Annotated in this window: 17 protein-coding genes and 1 tRNA gene; 6 read left to right on the top strand and 12 right to left on the bottom strand. The window is 56.4% G+C overall.

Annotated elements, in window-relative coordinates:
- Window positions 1–33: 33 nt before the first annotated feature.
- Entirely contained in the window at window positions 34–1251 is a 1218-nt protein-coding gene (locus EKM04_RS10845) for a deoxyguanosinetriphosphate triphosphohydrolase (protein ID WP_183897287.1), read from the bottom strand.
- A 193-nt stretch (window positions 1252–1444) separates the two neighbouring features.
- On the opposite strand from EKM04_RS10845, the gene erpA reads away from it, so the two are divergent.
- Together erpA and xth are read left to right on the top strand one after the other, a co-directional pair.
- Window positions 1445–1774: an iron-sulfur cluster insertion protein ErpA gene (gene erpA / locus EKM04_RS10840; protein WP_174152816.1), complete on the top strand. Its 330-nt coding sequence runs from the start codon at window positions 1445–1447 to the stop codon at window positions 1772–1774.
- Window positions 1775–1867: 93 nt separating this feature from the next.
- On the top strand, window positions 1868–2665 hold the full coding sequence (gene xth, locus EKM04_RS10835) for an exodeoxyribonuclease III (protein WP_183897286.1): 798 nt from the start codon (window positions 1868–1870) through the stop codon (window positions 2663–2665).
- Between the two features lie 110 nt (window positions 2666–2775).
- Here xth and exoR read toward each other — a convergent pair whose 3' ends face one another.
- The 5 genes from exoR to EKM04_RS10810 all read right to left on the bottom strand — a co-directional run bounded on the left by exoR (window position 2776) and on the right by EKM04_RS10810 (window position 10736).
- On the bottom strand, window positions 2776–3570 hold the full coding sequence (exoR, locus tag EKM04_RS10830; RefSeq protein WP_174152814.1) for an exopolysaccharide production regulator ExoR: 795 nt from the start codon (window positions 3568–3570) through the stop codon (window positions 2776–2778).
- 522 nt (window positions 3571–4092) lie between these two features.
- Window positions 4093–5361, bottom strand: a complete 1269-nt coding sequence (locus tag EKM04_RS10825) for an OmpP1/FadL family transporter (RefSeq protein ID WP_174152812.1) — start codon at window positions 5359–5361, stop codon at window positions 4093–4095.
- Window positions 5362–5776: 415 nt separating this feature from the next.
- Window positions 5777–8620, bottom strand: a complete 2844-nt coding sequence (locus EKM04_RS10820; RefSeq protein ID WP_183897285.1) for a valine--tRNA ligase — start codon at window positions 8618–8620, stop codon at window positions 5777–5779.
- A gap of 319 nt (window positions 8621–8939) precedes the next feature.
- Window positions 8940–9848, bottom strand: a complete 909-nt coding sequence (locus EKM04_RS10815; RefSeq protein WP_183897284.1) for a DUF2497 domain-containing protein — start codon at window positions 9846–9848, stop codon at window positions 8940–8942.
- A gap of 216 nt (window positions 9849–10064) precedes the next feature.
- Entirely contained in the window at window positions 10065–10736 is a 672-nt protein-coding gene (locus tag EKM04_RS10810) for a protein-L-isoaspartate O-methyltransferase family protein (RefSeq protein WP_183897283.1), read from the bottom strand.
- A 250-nt stretch (window positions 10737–10986) separates the two neighbouring features.
- On the opposite strand from EKM04_RS10810, the gene EKM04_RS10805 reads away from it, so the two are divergent.
- The 3 genes from EKM04_RS10805 to EKM04_RS10795 all read left to right on the top strand — a co-directional run bounded on the left by EKM04_RS10805 (window position 10987) and on the right by EKM04_RS10795 (window position 11789).
- Window positions 10987–11139: a DUF3309 family protein gene (locus EKM04_RS10805; RefSeq protein ID WP_174152808.1), complete on the top strand. Its 153-nt coding sequence runs from the start codon at window positions 10987–10989 to the stop codon at window positions 11137–11139.
- 145 nt (window positions 11140–11284) lie between these two features.
- Window positions 11285–11358, top strand: a tRNA-Cys gene (locus tag EKM04_RS10800).
- Between the two features lie 131 nt (window positions 11359–11489).
- Window positions 11490–11789, top strand: a complete 300-nt coding sequence (locus EKM04_RS10795; protein WP_183897282.1) for a hypothetical protein — start codon at window positions 11490–11492, stop codon at window positions 11787–11789.
- Here the strand turns inward: EKM04_RS10795 and EKM04_RS10790 are convergent.
- The 4 genes from EKM04_RS10790 to EKM04_RS10775 form a co-directional block, all read right to left on the bottom strand.
- A complete protein-coding gene (locus tag EKM04_RS10790) occupies window positions 11786–12436 on the bottom strand; it encodes a hypothetical protein (RefSeq protein ID WP_234911017.1) in 651 nt (216 codons plus the stop codon). The genes EKM04_RS10795 and EKM04_RS10790 overlap by 4 nt on opposite strands.
- Window positions 12437–12516: 80 nt before the next feature.
- Complete coding sequence (locus EKM04_RS10785) at window positions 12517–12873, bottom strand: hypothetical protein (RefSeq protein ID WP_183897280.1); 357 nt, start codon at window positions 12871–12873, stop codon at window positions 12517–12519.
- Window positions 12874–12875: 2 nt separating this feature from the next.
- Complete coding sequence (locus tag EKM04_RS10780) at window positions 12876–13199, bottom strand: cell wall anchor protein (protein ID WP_183897279.1); 324 nt, start codon at window positions 13197–13199, stop codon at window positions 12876–12878.
- Window positions 13200–13225: 26 nt separating this feature from the next.
- Window positions 13226–13930 (bottom strand): peptidoglycan recognition protein family protein, encoded by a 705-nt coding sequence (locus EKM04_RS10775; protein WP_183897278.1) that lies wholly within the window; start codon window positions 13928–13930, stop codon window positions 13226–13228.
- A gap of 12 nt (window positions 13931–13942) precedes the next feature.
- Here EKM04_RS10775 and EKM04_RS10770 point away from each other — a divergent pair, with 12 nt between their 5' ends.
- On the top strand, window positions 13943–15469 hold the full coding sequence (locus tag EKM04_RS10770) for a hypothetical protein (protein WP_183897277.1): 1527 nt from the start codon (window positions 13943–13945) through the stop codon (window positions 15467–15469).
- A gap of 62 nt (window positions 15470–15531) precedes the next feature.
- On the opposite strand, the gene EKM04_RS10765 is transcribed toward EKM04_RS10770, so the two are convergent.
- Both EKM04_RS10765 and EKM04_RS10760 read right to left on the bottom strand, forming a co-directional pair.
- Window positions 15532–16056 (bottom strand): hypothetical protein, encoded by a 525-nt coding sequence (locus tag EKM04_RS10765; protein WP_183897276.1) that lies wholly within the window; start codon window positions 16054–16056, stop codon window positions 15532–15534.
- Entirely contained in the window at window positions 16056–16589 is a 534-nt protein-coding gene (locus EKM04_RS10760; RefSeq protein ID WP_183897275.1) for a DUF4376 domain-containing protein, read from the bottom strand. The genes EKM04_RS10765 and EKM04_RS10760 overlap by 1 nt, the downstream gene beginning before the upstream one ends.
- Window positions 16590–16868 lie beyond the last annotated feature (279 nt).

Raw genomic sequence — 16868 nt, 5'->3', positions numbered from 1 at the left:
CAGCCGTTGATCAGGCCCGTATTTGCCCGCTGCCTACCGCAAATCGGGTGTATGGTCAAACAGGCGCTGGTGCGCTTTCAGTGCATAACTATCGGTCATCCCGGCCAGATAATCCCCGACATGACGCGCTTTCGCAGCCACGCTCATGCCCGGAATGCTGTCCACCCAGTAGTGGCTTTGCATTTCGGCTGGCGTCTCGATGTAGCGGTGAAACAGGTCGGTGATGATCTGTGTCGCCCCTGCCCTGATCCGCATGATATCGGCGTGACGATAGATATGCGCAAACAGCAATTTCTTGATCTGCCTGTCGGTTTCCGCCATCTCCGGCGAAAATGTCGCGACGGTGAAGCTTGCCGCGCGGATATCGGCAGCGCATGTCGGCTTGAGCTTCAGCAGATTGTGCTGGGCAACGCCGATCACGTCCTCGACCATGCGGGTAATCTGGCGGCGCATGATTTCATGGGCGAAGCGCTCGTCTTCGAGGTTTGGATATTTTGCCCGCACGTCCGCCATCAGACCGCTGAGGAAAGGCACCTCCTCCAGCATCTCGAATGTCAGATAGCCTGCACGCAGACCGTCATCGATGTCGTGCGTGTTGTAGGCGATATCGTCGGCGATGGCGGCAACCTGGGCTTCGAGGCTGGCGAAGGTGCCGATTTCCAGATCCTGCAATTGGCAATATTCCAGAATGGGCAGCGCCACGGGACCATGGCTATCCCTGGCGTTGTCACCGACCAGCGGACCGTTGTGCTTGACCAGCCCTTCCAAGGTTTCCCATGTCAGGTTGATACCATCATATTCGGCATATCGGCGTTCCAACTTGGTGACGATGCGAAGCGACTGGGCATTGTGGTCAAAGCCGCCATAGGGCTTCAACATGGCGTCCAGCGCGTCCTCGCCGGTGTGGCCAAACGGCGTATGGCCGAAATCATGAACCAGCGCCACGCCTTCCGCCAGATCTTCATCCAGCTTGAGCGCACGCGCCAGAGCGCGGGCAATCTGCGCCACCTCCACAGTGTGCGTCAGCCGGGTGCGATAATGATCTCCATCGGGACTGATGAAGACCTGCGTCTTGTGCTTCAGCCGCCGGAAAGCCGTGGTGTGAACGATGCGGTCACGGTCACGCTGAAATTCGGAGCGTGTGAGGCTGGAGGTCTCGGGAAACAACCGTCCACGCGTCGTCCATGGATCGGTGGCATAGACCGCCCGATCTCCGCTGCCAAAACCCAGTGCACGCTGATCGATTATCATTCTTTACCCTGCCGAACTCTAACACGCGGTCTTGCCATTGACCTTTTCCCTTACCCTTCATACCTATCCCGAAGGTTGCCGCAAAGCGTCATCGCCGCGCAACAAGGCTATAGACCGTTAATTTGACTGGTTTATAATCACGAAGACCAGAAAACACCGCTCTCCGGTTCTTGACCCCGGTTGGAGAAACACCATGACCACAGACATTACACTTTCAGAATCCGCCGCCAAGCGAATCGCCCAGATCGTTGCCTCCGAAGAGGGCAAGCAATCCCTGCGCGTGTCCGTGGAGGGCGGTGGCTGCTCCGGCTTTTCCTACAAGTTCGACCTCGATGGCGCCCCCACGGACGATGACCTTGTCATTTCGCGCGACAACGCCAAGGTGCTGATCGACAGCATGTCCGTCGTCTACATGGAGGGGTCTGAAATCGATTTCGTCGACAACCTGCTCGGCCAGTCCTTCCAGATCAAAAACCCCAATGCGGTCGCAAGCTGCGGCTGCGGCACCAGCTTTTCGGTCTGATCCAAGGTTCCCCCAAGCCTGTTGAAACTGTGAAAACGGGTGGCATTCGGCTGCGTATGGTTTAAACAAGCCATAGTGAAAATGGAATGTCCGATGAAGATTGCCACCTGGAACATCAACGGCGTCAAGGCGCGCATCGAAAACCTCTGCCAGTGGCTCAAGGATTCGAGCCCCGATATCGCCTGTCTTCAGGAAATCAAATCCGTCGATGAAAATTTTCCACGCCTCGACATCGAAGCGCTGGGCTACCACGTGGAAACCCACGGGCAAAAAGGCTTCAACGGCGTGGCGCTTCTGTCAAAGATGATGCCGGACGAGATCAATCGCGGACTGCCGGGCGACGATGCCGACGAACAGGCCCGTTTCATCGAAGGCGTCTTTTCGGTCAAGGGCGGGGCAATCCGGGTCTGCTCGCTTTACCTGCCGAATGGCAACCCGCCGGATGATCCGGTCAAATACCCTTACAAGCTGGCCTGGATGGAAAGACTGACCCGCTTTGCGCAGGAGCGTCTTCTTCTGGAAGAGCCGCTTATTCTCGCTGGCGACTACAACGTCATCCCCGAACCTTTCGACTGCTACGATCCGCGCGCCTGGGAAGGCGATGCGCTGTTCCTGCCGAAAACGCGCGCAGCCTTCCGTAAACTGGAAAATCTGGGCCTGACGGACGCCACACGTGCGACGACGGACGAGGCAGGCCTTTATACATTCTGGGATTATCAGGCAGGTGCATGGCCCAAGAACAACGGCATCCGCATCGATCACCTGATGCTATCCTGTGAAGCTGCCGACAAGCTGCAATCGGTGTCCATCGAAAAGCACGTTCGTGCCTGGGAAAAGCCGTCCGACCACGTACCGGTCTGCGGATATTTCGATTTTCAGCTGGCGTCATGACGGCCTGATGGGGTGACCCTCTTCACCCTCTCCCCGTCATCCCTCGGCTTGTCTGGAGGAGGACGACGCGACCCAGCCATGAATCCGATGACCGTGCAGGTCGATTGAAATCAGTCAGCGTCACCCAGGGCAATATTCTGCGCGAGCGAGATCGCAACACGTCTGTCTTCTTCTGCAGCAACCGAGAAGGCCTGTTCCTGCATGTTCTGTATCCACTTGCAGTTGGCGGCGGAACACTTGTCCAGCGCGGCCGTCATGAAAGCGAGCCCACGCACGGTCTGACCTTCCTGAAACAGGAGATTGCCGAAGATGGACATGGCACCGGCATGGCCGTGCTTACGCGCCTGGTTCAGCCACTTCTTGGCCTGCTGGGTGTCTGCGCGACCGCCCTCGCCTGCCAGTATCATCTGTGCAAGCTCGAACTGAGCTTCGGCCACACCGAATGTGGAGGCGACCTGGAAATAGAGCTGGCGGGCCTGTGACAGATCGGTCTTGACCGGGCTGCCAGGAATACCATGGCGATAATAATCGGCGAGCGAGAGAAGCGCGTTGACGAAGAAGCCGGTGTCCTCGGAGCCGGGCTCCACGCCCTGGCTGGCAATCTCGCTGTAAATCTTGAAGGCTTCGAAATCGTTTTTGGCAACACCGTCACCAAAGGCATACATATTCGCAAGCGCCCAGCGCGAGCCCGTATGACCTTTTTCCGCGGCATAGCGATAGGCCTCGACAGCATCGTCCTTCTTGCCGCTCTTGTACGACTTGAAACCGAATTTGAAGAGATCGAAAGGACCTGATTCCTTCGTCACACCCGAATTGATGTCGAAAGCTGCCGCCGGTATTGCCATCGATACGAGCAACACTCCCAGACATAGCGGCTTTAAAACGTTGATGTCACATTTCAGCATTTCAACGAACTTCTCTCACTCTTCCCGGCCTATAGCGAGTACTCAAACTTTACAGCAAAGACATTCCCGATGACTCCCGGGAATTCAGGACACGCTCGATGGTCCAGCCGCACTGTCCCACGTGCTGCCAGAGATCAAATGTGGTGCCAGATCCGTATTTTCATGCCAACGAATGTATCCGCCATTTTCGGCAATATCACGGCGTTTTACCGCCGTTCGGATTCCGTGATGGAAGCGCGCGAAGTCGAAATCCGCTTTTACGTCCTTAAACACTGAATCCAAACCCGTTTTCACGTCCACCAAACCTGCAGCGCCACCCTCGAAGCCTGCCTATTCTTTCATTCCCCGCGTCTCTCGAAAACAGACAAGCAACTTGTTTGTGGCGGGAAATGGACAAATACGTCCCCATTCTTACCCTACGTGAAGGTTGCATAAATATGTTGCCAAATCGTCACAATATTAGTGGACGGCAACAAAAAACCCGGCCTCGAAAGACCGGGTTCGTTTTTGTCTTAACCAGTATTAAAACTTTACTTTGACCGACGTGGAAACAGCGCTGACGAGATCGTTTCCGAAGTCGTAAGCGACGTCGTCACCGTAAGTCACACCGCCGCGCGTCACAGCACCGGAGCTGCCGCTTGTCAAAAGTCCGACAGCGCCCGCAACACGCCACTCGATATTTTCCGTGACGGCATAAGAAACACCGGCTCCAACGGTCCATGTATCGGTCTGTGATCCAACGCCGGTGCTCGTGCCACGATCCCAGGTCAGGCTCAGAGCACCCGACCACTGATCATTGAACTTGTGACCAACGCCGCCCGAAATCGTCCAGCCATCACGATAAAGCTGATCGAGAGAGGTGACACCGCCAGGGGGGCAAGGCAAGCCTGAAGAAGCAACCGGGCAGAAACCGATGGACTGGATCAGGCTCCAGTTCGTCCATTTGACAGATCCGAATGCGAGCCAATCGGGCGCAATCCCGCTCTGTACCTTGAGTTCCAGCGAGTCAGGGGCCTCCGCAGAGCCTACAACGCCGAAACGCCTCCCGAGGAATGGATTGGCAGGATTGGCAGCGGCCGGGACGTCCGTCAGATCGAGCGAACCTGAAAGATTGTCATACTTCACGCGACTGTTGTAAACGAGGCTTGCACGCAGCGCATATTCCGGAATCTCATACGCAACCCCGGCGCGCCAGCCGAGCGCTTCATCACTTATATCAAGACGGCCGACCCCATCGAAGACCGCCGATGCAGGACCGGTAATGGGTGCAACAAGTCTTGTCTTGAACGCCTCGATCTCCTGGTAAAAACCGCCACCAATAACGCGGAACTGGCCCGGGCCTGCATCGAATTTGTAGGAGCAGGTCAGACCGTAATTGTCGGTGCGGAGCTTTGTCTCAATATTGCTCTGAGCGCCGACCCATCCATTTCCCGGATCGAGATGAGCACCGAATGGCTGGGAATAATCGACAAGGCAATCGACCGGACCGTAGCCGCCCTTGAAACCGACATAGGGGATCGCATAGCTTTCGCTGTCGTCGGCAGTCGTCGTCCCGCCGCCGATACCATCCGTTCCGAGGCGGTCCCTGGGGTCCGTATCGCGCACATTCTTCAGCTTTCGCTGCGGCATCACATAGGTAACGCCGGATGAGAACGTGAATGGCGATGCGTCGAACAGCTGGTCGATATTGTAACCGCCGCGCTCCAGACCACCTGCAAAAGCAGGCGTGATCGACGTGATACCGATAGCAAGGCCCAAAACGCCCGTGATAAAATGATTATGTGTTGCCATCTCTCTCCCCAATCAAGGCAATGTGATGCGTCGAAAGTGCAATGCTTTGAAAGGAAACACAATCTACGGAGTAGGCGCAGGATTTTTTGCAGCGCAAAATAACTTGACGTAAGATGCTGACCGCAATGGGCTTGTTGTCCCAAACTGGTTTTTTTTTCCAAAAAAATGAACTCTACGCTATTTTCTTGGAATGAATTGGCGTGTGGCGACGCTACTGTAGCGAACCGACAACATCCACAATTTTCACATGCAAAAGCCGCGCTTTCGCCTCACTCTGTCGGCGCCGGAAAAATCTGGACATGCGGAACGCAGTTTTGGTGCAGGGATCCTGACAGCGTTGATTCTTGGCACTACATGCTCGAACAAAAAAGCGCCCCTGTTCAGGAGCGCTTTCTTTATCAGCCTATCGTCAGGCTCAGCCGGCTTCATTGACCCGTAAAAGGGCCGTTTTCAAGCTCTTGATCTGGACTTCAAGTTCGGCCTTGCGGTCGCGGTCCGCCGCAACAACGTCCGGGTCGGCATTGGAAACGAACTTCTCGTTCGACAGCTTCTTGTCGATCCGCTCCATTTCGCTCTCCGCCTTGCCGATAGCCTTTTCAAGTCTGGCTTTTTCTGCCGCGACATCGATGAGGTTGCCGAGAGGAATACAGACGGTCGCCTCGCCCAACACGAGCTGTGCCGAGCCCTTGGGCGCGACGTCCGCAGCCAGGATCTCATCAGCGCGGGCCAGACGACGGATCGCCGCCGAATGGCGGTCGAGACGCGTTTCCGTTGCCGGGCTTGCCGCGACAATGACCAGCGGTGCCATTGCGCCCGGCGGCACGTTCATTTCCGAGCGCGTCGATCGAATACCGGAGACAAGATCAATCAGCCAGTTGATTTCGGCTGCCGCCGCATCATCCCGGAACTGAGGTGCTGGCCAGTCCGTGTGGCACAGCAGATCGGCGCGGCTTTCGCCTTCGCCTGCCGAATGCGCCCACAGCTCTTCCGTCATGAACGGCATGAACGGATGCAGCAGCTTGTAGATCTCTTCCAGAACGTATGCCGCACAGGCCTGCGCTTCGATCTTGGCACCTTCGTCTTCACCGCTGAAGACAGGCTTCAGCAGTTCCAGATACCAGTCACAGACCTGGTTCCACACGAAGCGATAGAGCAGGCCCGCCGCATCGTTGAAACGATAGTTCTCGATGGCCGCCGTCACATCCCTGGCAGCGTCTGCCAGCTCTGTCAGAATCCAGCGGTTGATGGTCTGCGTCGTTGCTTCCGGAATGAAATGTGGATCACGCTTGACCCCGTTCATTTCGGCAAAACGCGTCGCATTCCACAGCTTGGTGCCGAAGTTGCGGTAACCGGCAATGCGCGCCGGGTCCAGCTTCACGTCACGCCCTTGCGCCGCCATGATGGCCAGCGTGAAGCGCAGCGCGTCGGCACCATATTCGTCGATCAGATCGAGCGGATCGATGACGTTGCCCTTCGACTTCGACATCTTCTGGCCGTTCTTGTCGCGAACCAGCGCATGGATGTAGATCGTGTGGAACGGCTCGACCGGATTACCCGCCTCGTCCTTCATGAAGTGCAGGCCCATCTGCATCATGCGCACCACCCAGAACGGAATGATGTCGAAGCCGGTGACCAGAACATTGGTCGGATAATACCGTGCAAGCTCCGGCGTCTTTTCCGGCCAGCCGAGCGTCGAGAACGGCCACAGGGCTGACGAGAACCACGTATCGAGAACGTCTTCGTCACGGGTCAGGATTTCGCCGGGTTTGAAGTTCTCCAGCTTCTCCTCAACCCAGGCCTTCCAGGGGCCTTCATGCGCAATATAGTGCTGGATAGCGGCCTGAAGCGCTTCTTCTTCGGTCTTTTCGACAAAAACCTGTCCATCGGGACCATACCATGCGGGAATTTGGTGACCCCACCACAGCTGGCGCGAGATGCACCATGGCTGGATGTTCTCCATCCACTGGAAGTAGGTGTTTTCCCAGTTTTTCGGTACGAAATTGGTGCGGCCTTCGCGAACGGATTCGATTGCGGGCTTGGCGAGTGTCTTGTTGTCCACCCACCATTGCTCGGTCATGCGCGGCTCGATCGGCACGCCACCACGGTCGCCATGCGGCACCATGTGCTTGTGCGGCTCGATCTTGTCGAGAAGGCCAGCCTCTTCGAAAATCTCGACGATGATCTTGCGGGCGGTAAAACGGTCCTGCCCTTCCAGACGATCCCACGCACCGTGCAGCGCCGCCGGATGATCGAGGCCTTCGAGGAAGTCCTCGTTGTCCTTGATGGTGACCGTCGCGTCGACATTGAGAATGTTGATGGCCCGTAGGCCCGCCCGCTTGCCGACTTCGAAGTCGTTGAAGTCATGCGCTGGCGTGATCTTGACGGCACCCGTGCCCGCCGACGGATCGGCATAGTCATCGGCAACGATGGGGATCTTGCGACCGACGATCGGCAGGATGGCGTGTTTGCCGACGATAGACTTGTATCGCTCGTCTTCCGGGTTCACCGCAATGCCGGTATCGCCCAGCATCGTTTCCGGGCGGGTCGTTGCAACGACGATATAATCGCGGGTTTCGAATTCGGTCGGCTGTCCACGATCATCCCATGCACATGGGTATTGATAGGTGACGCCGTCTTCCAGCGGATAACGGAAATGCCAGAGGTTCCCCTTCACTTCCAGCTGCTCGACTTCCATGTCGGAAATCGCCGTCAGCAGCTTGGGGTCCCAGTTCACAAGGCGCATGTCCTTGTAGATCAGGCCTTCCTTATAGAGCGTAACGAAGACTTCGAGAACGGCTTGTGACAACCCCTCGTCCATCGTGAAGCGCTCACGTGACCAGTCGCAAGATGCGCCGAGACGTTTCAACTGGTTGAAGATCAGCCCGCCCGACTCTTCCTTCCACTGCCAGACCTTCTCGATGAAAGCCTCACGGCCCATCTCTCGACGGCCCGGCAGCTGGTTTTCCATCAGCTTGCGCTCAACGACCATCTGGGTCGCGATACCGGCGTGGTCCATGCCCGGCTGCCACAACACGTCCTTGCCGCGCATGCGCTCGAACCGGACCATGATGTCCTGAAGCGTATTGTTGAGGGCGTGCCCCATATGCAGCGAGCCGGTCACGTTCGGCGGAGGAATCACGATTGTGAACGTTTCCGCGCCCGGCTTGGCGTTCGCACCGGCACGAAAGGCGTTGGCGTCATCCCAGGCTTTGGCGATTTTGGGTTCTACGGATGCGGAATCGTAGGTCTTTTCGAGCATTTACGGACCTGAATTTTAGAGTTCTGGAGCATGTCGCGCAGATTTGCAGCGCTTTTTGCGAAACGACATACGACACGACAGCAAATCTACAGTGCATCACGGATCCCGGGGATCGCAATGCGCCATATGTGTGATTTTTTAAATACGGATGGGCGGTGGAGAGTCAACAGCCTGTCGAGATTTCAATAGCAAAGCCTCACAATCAAAAAGATAAGATCGCAAAAAGGCGATGACCTCTCCCGCGTGATGCTCGGGCTGGATCAGAGCACCACGCGGGAGAGGTCGTCGGGCCATGCCGAAAATAATGAGACGTGAGAGGTTACCGGCGGGGGCCGCGAGCAACCCGCTCGATTTCCTCGCGCACCAGTCTTTCGACCAGCGTCGGAAGGTTGTCTTCCAGCCAATCCTGCAGCATCGGCCGCAGCATATCCTGCGCCATCTGCTCGACGGTCGGACGCTCCACGCCATCGAACATCTCGGCGAGTTCGCCAAACGAACGCTGGATCTGCGCACCGGCGGCAGCGGAAATCAAATTCAGGGACAGGCTGTTGTTCTCTGGCTTCTCGTCTGGCGAAACGGCAACGGGCTGCTCATCCACCACTTCGGGCAATACCGGTGCCGGACCTTCCGGTTCAACGGCGCCACGAAGCTCGATATTGTCCCAGACGGGTAAAGGCTGCGGCTCCTGGACGGCGGCCGGGCGATCAAAGAACGGCGCCGCCTGCGGCCGCGGAGCCACGGCGGCGGGCTGCGCGTTCATCAGGGGACGTATGTCAGCGGGGCGTGGAGCGGGCACATAACGTTCCGGCTGTGGCGCCGCCTGCGTAACCGCAGGTGCTGGCTCGGCAGGCCGTTGCTGGGCATAACCCTGCGGACCAAGTGTGGCGTTGCGGTCTGCGGCGGCCCTGACACGCGCTGCCACGTCTGCCAGCGACATGGTCTTTTCGGCCGACTCGCTGCCCGTCATCTCAGAGCGAACCATGTTCAGCGGCTCATGCTGCTGGCGCGCGCCAAAGCCCTGGTTGGCGGCGGGCGGAACGTGGGCGGGCGGGCTTGCAAGTTCTGCGGCGAATGAGGCGTTGTCGCTCTCCTCGTCCTCATCGTATACGGGGGGCAATGGCGCGCCGAAAGCATCAGCAGAGGCAGGCTCGTTGCTTTCGATGATGCGGCGAATGGATGCCAGAATTTCTTCCATGGATGGTTCGCGCGCGACGCTGGACTGAGCCATTGATATCCCCGATTTTCACGTTCAAAGACGGAATGGAGCAGACGATACGCGCTCCGAATCACCGTCAGTGTACGGCACTCGAAGGTAGAAATGAATCCATGCGAGGTCACTAAGTGGCTTGTTACACAGCTTTATTTCAAACCGTTAAGCGACAAAGAGAAAAGCCGGGCATTTGCGGGCCCGGCTTCCAGAAACATCCGCAAACACTCGATGTGATCAAAAAACGAACTCGCGCGTCTTTGCAAAGCCCGGCACCGGCTTGACCGACGCATTGAAGAACGTGGCAGATGACGTACCCTTGCCATCGCGGCGATAGACGGTCGCCTTGGCGGAATTGCCATAACCGACAACGGCAACCAGACGCCCACCGTCACGCAACTGCTCCAAAAGTGCAGCAGGCACATGCTCGACGGAACCGTTGATGAAAATCAGATCGTATGGCGCTTCAGCCTCGTGGCCCTTGTCGAGAGAGCCCGTGACGACTGCAACATTGTCATACCCCAGAGACGACAGTGTCGCGGTCGCCGTTGCGCTCAGTTCCTCGTCGGCCTCGAGCGAGACCACGGAGCCTGCCAGCAGCGACAGGAGCGCTGTCACGTAGCCGGTGCCACCGCCGATTTCGAGCACGACATCGTCCTTGGTAACCGCAGCCAACTGCAAGAGCTTCGCCAGTGGCGACGCCTTCATGATGTACCGCGCACCGGTGCCGTCCTTGGCCGGACAGATCTGCAAATCCTCATCCGCATAGGCGATTTTCTTGACGCCTGCGGGAACGAATGCTTCGCGCGGTACCGCTATGAATGCGTTTAAAACCGAATGCGATGTCACATCGGTCGTGCGCAACTGGCTATCCACCATCTTGGCGCGTGCGGTTTCAAAATCCATCATGTCGTGTTTGCCTCACATACAAAGCGCGCAAACGGGCCGAAAAGCCGAGCGCTATTTGACTACCGTCTTAATTGGCTGCGCCCCCGCTTTCAAGCTCAACCACACCAGACCCTATGGAAAAAGCGGTGTCGCCTGCCCGTGAGATGTTTTTCACGCGGCATCCGGTGGAGACCCGTCAAAAAACGGAACTTTTCATCTGACACATCATTGATAAGAGACTGTAAAAGCTCAACAACTGTCGGAGAGCACCATGCTCGGTACAATTCTCGTCGTCCTCCTCATCCTCTTCCTCATCGGCGCACTGCCGAACTGGGGCTTCCACAATTACGGTTATGGCCTGTCCGGCGGCCTCGGACTGGTGCTCGTCATCGTCCTTATTCTTGTTCTACTCGGTCGAATCTGACCCTGCCGAAAAGCCGCATCGGGTCATGATGAGCCATGCGGCTTTTTTTCCACAATACTTCTTCGGCTTTTTCCCACCTACCCTATTGCACGCAAAATGGATTCGTTCTAAATCCCCGCCATGGCGTGAGAAATCACCTCATTGAGGCCTCGTGGCGGAGTGGTGACGCAGAGGACTGCAAATCCTCGTACCCCGGTTCAATTCCGGGCGAGGCCTCCAACGATCTAAAACCCACTCCATAACAGGCTGAAATAGCTGTATAATTTTTCAGGTGTGGCAATCTGGACTTCAACCGTTCTGCCACACTAGAATCAGGTGTGGCACGCTGTTCCCAATTTAGTCCCAGCATTATGACCGAATACCAACGCAGATATCATTGGAAGCGCACATGGCCCGGAGAAAACGGGCTCGATGGCAAGCCGCTAGAAGACTACGTCTGCGTGATCGACGGGGAAAATACCGGACGCATATCGTACCAAGAGGCTGGGCCGATGAAAGGCAAGTGGCTTTGGAACGGTGGCCACTCGCGCAAGATCCGCGTCACCGTCATGCCACAGGGCGGATATGCGTCAAGCCGGTCAGAAGCCGTTAGGCTGGTCGAAGAGCATTATGATGCGCAGCGGGTGGCGGCGGGGTTGCCGCCGATCTAACCGCCCGTAGCTGCTCGACCGCGTTCGACCCTATCAAGGCGCTCACGCAGGTCTAGGATCACGTCTCTCGCGCCATAGACGCTTCCCTGCGCCTGCTTCTGGTCATCAATCTGGCGCTGCTGGTCAACAAAGCGCTGATCGTAATTCAGGAATACGCGGTCGAGTTCAGCACGTGGCACCTGGGCCTCGCGGATTTCCTTGATGGTTGATTCCATCCGTGTCCGATCTTCAGCGCCTCGGGCCTGCCGGTATTCCATCTCTTGCCGTGTAACCATGCGTTCAGTCATTGAAACAAGGCTCTGCTGGGTGCCTTCCGTCAACCGTGTTAGGGCTGTCTGCATCACCTCAGCGTTTTTGATGATTGCGGCATCAAGGCGAGATTGATCTTTGTTCAGGCTGTTGTAGAAAAACGCGCCGCCGGTCGCGAGAACCGTAAAGCAGACGCCAGCGGCCGCCCAGATAACCGGCCACTGCGTTTTGCTGTTGCTGCGCAGTTCGTTCGACAGCGTGCCAATGGCCGCGTTTACCGTTTGGAACCCGGTGTTCATGTTGGACCGGAGATCCACAATGTCCTTGCCCTGGTTCTCTACCCGCTCAGACAGGCGGGCATATTGGGCCATCGGGTCGAAGCCTGTGCCGTTGCTCATATCTTGGTTTCCTGCCATTGGCCCCGTAACCCTTTATGCCTGCGCTATGCGTAGGGGCGGCACTACACCGCCCCGTTTGATCACTTGCCCAAGGGCTTCTTTGCAGCCCAGCGGCCATAAAGCGCCAGCCCACCGCCGATGACCGGAGCAAGAGCAACGATCAGGTCAACGAGCTTGCCCTGCACGTCTTCTGGGAACGCATAGCCAAACACGCCAAGGAGACCGGCAGCCGCTGCCAGGATCGCGCCGAGTGTGACGCGGGACTGATACCAAGGCTCCGTATTCGTGATGTGGGCCACAACGGGCGCTGTAGAGCGTTCGACGGCATCAATGATGGTTCGGGCATCCGAAGCGGTCGCGCGCGTAGACGGGCTGTTGACGCCGGTCAGTACGCCCTCAGCAATCGCGGAAACGATGTTCTCTTTGTTCGTGGTCATGATCAGTTCTCCACCTTCTTGGCTTCGCGGATGGCGATGGTGATCGTGAGATAGGCGCTCGACGCAGCCACCAGCGTCGATGCGAGCGTGGCGCTGTCTTTGTTGACGCAGAGTGCCTGAAGGCTCTGATAGGCAACTTCGGCAGCCGCAGCAGTTTTTGGCTTGAGCCTGTCGGCAGCAATGAACGGCAGAAGCACGGCATAGGCAGTCTCGCCAGCAGAGCAAACCTGTGGGAGGTTCTGGCGGATACCTGTGTCGATCGATCCGGTAGACTGGCAAGCGGACAGGCCTATAGCCGCCGCTGATACGATGATCAGTGAACGCATGGTGGTTTCCTTTGATGTGGAGAGGGTCAGAGTTTCGCGAGGACTTCCGCGCGCAGTTTATCGCCGCAGGCGCGAGCGCCCTTCACGGACAGGTCGAACGCTAAGACGGTGAAATTCCATTTGCCGCGCTGGGTGATACCGAGATTGTGCTCTACCTCGGCATGAGAAAGCACGGTGCGATCCGTGACCTTGATCCCATACTTGCGGCAAAGCTCGGCAACGACGGTCGTCAGCTTGTCCCACTGCTCTTTCGTCATCGGGTATTTACCAGGCACAAACGGTTTTTCGACAGACCCGCCCATGCAGCACAGCGACACGCCGATAGAGCCGGTATTGCAATTGAGCGTATGGGCCGCGTAGCCCTTTTTGGCTGGCGCCTTGTTCAGCTTGATCGACGGAATACCGCGGACCAGTTTTCCATCGGCCTCGATCAGCATGTGGTAGTGACCCCGGTCAAACTCAGTTGCCTTATGCGTTCCGGCCGTCCAGTGGCAGATGATTCGGTCCATCTTGGCCGCAGGCATCCAGTCGGCAGGGACGACCGATTCCGTATCCGCAGATACCGGCGGCGCGGATGCGGGCTTGCTGCCGCCGCGACGCACGACAAGCTCGTCCAGAGCGCTGTTGACGGCAGAAAGTGTTTCGCCTCCCGGATCGCCGTCGGCGCCATATTTGGGAAGCGGAAAGCCAAGCGCGATCAAGCGCTGCTGTACGTCGCGTACAGTCGCCATGGTGTTCTCCTGATGTTTAAGAAAGTTGAACGTAGCCCCGCCTCGACTTTGGAGCTATTAAGATGCTTTCAATATAGCGGGGGATTTAAGTTGGATTTAAGTGCAGGTCGGGCGCCGGGCCATGAACGTTCACTCAGCGCATCGGAAATGATAGCAGTGCTCTACATCGCTCTGCCTGTCGTGGTGTTTTTTCTCGGCTTCCTCCGCCCTCAGTATGGATTCCCTTGCTTGATCGCACTGAGCTTTGTGCTCTTCAAAATCCTCCGAGAGGTGCGCCCTAACTTAGAACCTAAAAAGCTCAAGCAAGTCATGATCATGGCCACATTAGCCGCGCTTCTTTGTATTTTATCGGGCTATTCAAATTGGATTCTGCCTAAAGGTGATTGGACAAAGCACTATTCGCTGCTGAATATCCTTGCCACAAATCCTTGGCCACCCACCCTTGAATATCAAGATCAGCTGGGCATCTTGCGCTACTCCGTAGCATGGTACCTGATACCATCATTGGTTTCTAAGGCTACAGGGTTGTCAGTGGATACCGCTGTCCATTTATGGTCATTGATTGGCCTGACAACTTTCTTTTATATGTTGGGTAAAATGGCTCCGAGATGGCGATACCTGGCGCCGTCCATCTTCATTCTGTTCAGCGGCGCAGATATCATCGGAACTTGGTACTCCGGCTGGAAGATCAGCCCAGTGCATATAGAGTGGTGGAATGGTTTTGCTGAGTTGCCGTCAAACCTGACGTCACTTTTATGGACTCCCCAGCATGCGATAGCTTCATGGCTGGCGGTGTCGCTGATGATTTTCCAGATTAAACGAAGGGAAGGCCCCGATCTTCTACCCTTGGTGCTTTCCTGCCTTCCTCTATGGTCGCCATTTATCGTTATCGGCGTCCTACCCCTTGGGCTCGCCTACTACATTACCGAAAAGAAGATCATGACACTCTTCAGGCCTCAAGTCATTGCAACAGGGGTGTTTGTGGGGTTCCCAATACTAGCTTACCTGCTCTCTGGTTCAACCGAATTGCCGAGGTCGTTGGTTTGGCAATCGCCCTGCGTCATGGCGCACACTTTTCGTGATGCTCCCTGCGCTACCCCTACGTCTTACATAGTTCAGTCTGCCGTCGAGGTAGCTCCTGTAACAATCGGCCTTTTGATCATTTCAACTTCAGCATTCAGGCCGTACATTCTTGCAAGCGCATCTTTCCTCATATTGCTGCCTATCTTCAGGCTCGGGCAGTCGAATGACTTAGTTATGCGCTCATCCATTCCTTCACTTGCAATCCTATTTTTGTTATCAGCAGCAGCAATGTGTACTATTTCACCGAAAAAGACTTGGTTTCTATGGCTTACTTTTGTCGCAGGTTTTGCTACGCCGGCCTTCGAGATTTATGGATCAACTTTTTCGCAAAGCAGCTCTGACTACCGAGATGCAACATTCACTGATAGGCCTGAAATTCTCCCATACCTTGATCAGTATTTCGCAAAATCACTCCCGCCATTGATCAAAAAAACAACTCCAACAGCTTTAAACTAGATCATTTTTACGATTCAATCTCATGATCTAACGACGGTCGAACGACCGTCGCAGATAAGTAATCAGCCTTGCGGAAGTCCGGCAAAGATGAAGACGTTCACGCCAAGCGATTTGGGGGTAATCGGGATCGCCGTTGGAGAAGTCGTGCCAGTTTTGCCGGTGGCTTGTGCTGTCGTAACTTTCGGCTGTGGTATCTTAAGTGTGGTCAGCACGCCGCCAAGTATCTGCGAGATCACACCGGCGGACATTTCCGTGCCCAAAGAAGGTTTGTCATAGGTGTGGTCATGTTCAGGCATGTTGGCAGAGGTCAGCTTATACTCAGCTACGCCAGTCACTTTGCCGACCCTGACTCCACCGCCCGCCATGACGAACGCAAGGCCACGCACATCGAGCAACTTGAATTTCGCCGCTGTCGATCCAGCTAGGAACCATTCAGCAGCCCCGAACTTGATCACGAATGCCGGATATGATGCCCGATTGTACTCGGTCACGCCGTCTGGCTTGAGCCATCCAGGGCGAGCCTCATCATTGAGCGTGAAGCTCAGGGTGCCAAGCCGAGCAAGAGCGTTTGAGACAGGAACCTGCATCAGGGCCACCATTTGTTGTCTGTGAAGTCCGCCGGAATGGGTGACATTGCCTTGAGGGCAGCAGCCGCCAAGATGTGCTTACTGCCCCATGCCGCCGCCGTCATCGCGAACTCAACCATATCGGGCGCTGACATCGGCAGGGTCGTGTTGTCGGCAGCGATCCAATAGAAGTCATTGCTCGGGTCGAACCAGCGCAGGTCGCCATCCTGAGCGCCTTGGACGATCTTCACTGATGCGGCGGTTGCCATAGACCGGATATTGTCGAGATCGAATTGGCGGGCTTGGAAAAGCTTGCCGCTGTAAATGAACCCAACTGCAATCCTTTTGTCGCGCTCGATATCAACGTCGGCTTTGGTTGCGGACGCTGTAGGTTTCAGCGGAGGCGAGAAAACTCCATTGGCAAGTTGCCATCCAATCTGCGCTTCTTCGTTCTTGGTCCAAAGCTCGACATCCGGCCAATCCTTAGGGATAGTCCCGTCGAAAACAGCTCTATCCGTTACGACACCATCTGCGACCTTCACATAAATAGTCATGCGCATAATCCTCAAGCCGTGCAATATTCGGTTATGAACACAAGACCCGGAGCACCCGGGCCTCCGTTTACAGTGGCAGTTGATTGGAAGACGCCACCGGGACCCCCGCCGGAGCCATACCCCTGCCCAGCTTGGCCCACTGAACCAACGTTGTGCCGCCCACCCGACCCAAATCTTCCACTTCCACCAGATCCGCTGTTAACACGCGTCACAGCGCCCCCGGAGCCAACGACAGTGTTTCCACCTGTTCCCGATTGGCCGGGGACCCGCAAATCTCCG

It is taken from the genome of Rhizobium skierniewicense Ch11, from assembly GCF_023757665.1.
GTDB classification, from domain to species: Bacteria; Pseudomonadota; Alphaproteobacteria; order Rhizobiales; family Rhizobiaceae; genus Agrobacterium; species Agrobacterium skierniewicense.
Note: the sequence above shows the minus strand (reverse complement) of the source record. Positions and strands in the feature narration are given on the sequence as shown.